The 1,044-nt window shown below is 56.7% G+C and carries 2 protein-coding genes and 3 tRNA genes; all 5 read right to left on the reverse strand.

Annotated elements, in window-relative coordinates; genetic code table 11:
• The coding region (locus WS68_RS08770) for a GTP-binding protein (RefSeq protein WP_038059333.1) at window positions 1-89 on the reverse strand (89 nt) is incomplete at its 3' end.
• Window positions 90-150: 61 nt separating this feature from the next.
• Window positions 151-225, reverse strand: a tRNA-Thr gene (locus WS68_RS08775).
• A gap of 23 nt (window positions 226-248) precedes the next feature.
• Window positions 249-322 (reverse strand) — tRNA-Gly (locus tag WS68_RS08780).
• Window positions 323-368: 46 nt separating this feature from the next.
• A tRNA-Tyr gene (locus WS68_RS08785) sits at window positions 369-454 on the reverse strand.
• Window positions 433-882, reverse strand: coding sequence for a hypothetical protein (locus WS68_RS27425; protein WP_156429413.1), 450 nt, complete (start codon window positions 880-882; stop codon window positions 433-435). Before WS68_RS27425 ends, WS68_RS08785 begins: the two co-directional genes overlap by 22 nt.
• Window positions 883-1,044 lie beyond the last annotated feature (162 nt).

Consider the following 1,044-nt stretch of genomic DNA (forward strand, 5'->3'; position numbering starts at 1 on the left):
GCCGTCAGCGTCGTCTTGCCGTGGTCAACGTGACCAATCGTTCCTACGTTCACGTGCGGCTTGGTCCGCTCGAATTTTTCCTTGGCCATTTTCAACTCCCAAAAGGAATTTCACTTGTTGCGCCGCGCGCAAACAGACACCGACTACTGCTGGTGCCCATGGGCAGGATCGAACTGCCGACCTCTCCCTTACCAAGGGAGTGCTCTACCACTGAGCCACATGGGCGCTTTACGCTTCAACCACAGAACTGGAGCGGGTGAAGGGAATCGAACCCTCGTCGTAAGCTTGGAAGGCTTCTGCTCTACCATTGAGCTACACCCGCAAGGGTCTGCAACGACTCCCTATACCGCCCTGCTGCTTATGTCTTTTGGTGGAGGAGGTTGGATTCGAACCAACGTAGGCGTAAGCCAACAGATTTACAGTCTGCCCCCTTTAGCCACTCGGGCACCCCTCCGTAGAGAACTGACGATTATGGAGGTACATCAGCTTTGTGTCAAGCATCCCGGAAAGATTATTTTCATTCTCTTCGAGGAAGCTTGCCGATGCATCCGGTATCTTATCGATGACCCACCGGCGTTTAGCCTTCGGATCACGAAAACTGCCGGACTCTCTTTCAAGCCCACATTTTTCGACAGATTCCGCGTTCAGTGCGCCAAAATCCACGCTGCCGAAAACGGAAGACCGGTATCTTACGGCTTTCACTCCATAAAGCCAAGCAATTGGCATAAAAAATCGGGCCGATTCCGGGCCGAAGTATCGAACTCGCGGCTTCAGCCGATTTTTAGGCGGTTTTGCGGCATCATGGGCACCTGATTGCGGGGCGTAGCCGGTCTCTTCCTCGTCAAAGAATGGCGGCGGGCACGATATCGCGCCGGCGCCCATGCTGCGGCCCTGCTGACCGACGCAATACTCCCGCGCACGCCGTATGCGGCGAAACGGCGTGCAACAGCGCAGGCGCCTGCTGCTGACGGACGCGCGGCTGGGTCAACAAAGGGGTGGCGTGACGGGAGCGCGTTGCGAGAGGGAGGGGGATGAGAGGGGTTT

It is taken from the genome of Burkholderia sp. TSV86 (assembly GCF_001522865.1).
GTDB lineage: Bacteria > Pseudomonadota > Gammaproteobacteria > Burkholderiales > Burkholderiaceae > Burkholderia.